Below are 217 nucleotides of genomic sequence, written 5' to 3'. Positions count from 1 at the left end.
TGCGGATAAAAGCCTGAACCATTTCCACACGGGGTCACTGGATGCTGGTGATGTGTCCAACACGTCAAGGTGGAGCGGGACGAGCTTTGCTGCGGGCGGTGGCTTTACGAGTGGCGGCAGTCTGACTGATGCGGCGAAGACGATAACGGTTGCGGTTGGTCATGTTGACCATGACGAACAGAGTGTGACGCACAGTCTGATTACGGGCACTATTGAT

At 55.3% G+C, this 217-nt stretch carries 1 protein-coding gene; it reads left to right on the top strand.

All coding sequences use genetic code 11. The annotated features are described in order from the left end of the window. A partial coding sequence (locus Abin_RS15355; RefSeq protein ID WP_048848542.1) for a hypothetical protein occupies nucleotides 1–217 on the top strand: 217 nt, incomplete at both ends.

The sequence above is a fragment of the Acetobacter indonesiensis genome (genome assembly GCF_000963945.1).
Lineage (GTDB): Bacteria > Pseudomonadota > Alphaproteobacteria > Acetobacterales > Acetobacteraceae > Acetobacter > Acetobacter indonesiensis.
This window is presented reverse-complemented; position numbering and strand designations above follow the sequence as displayed.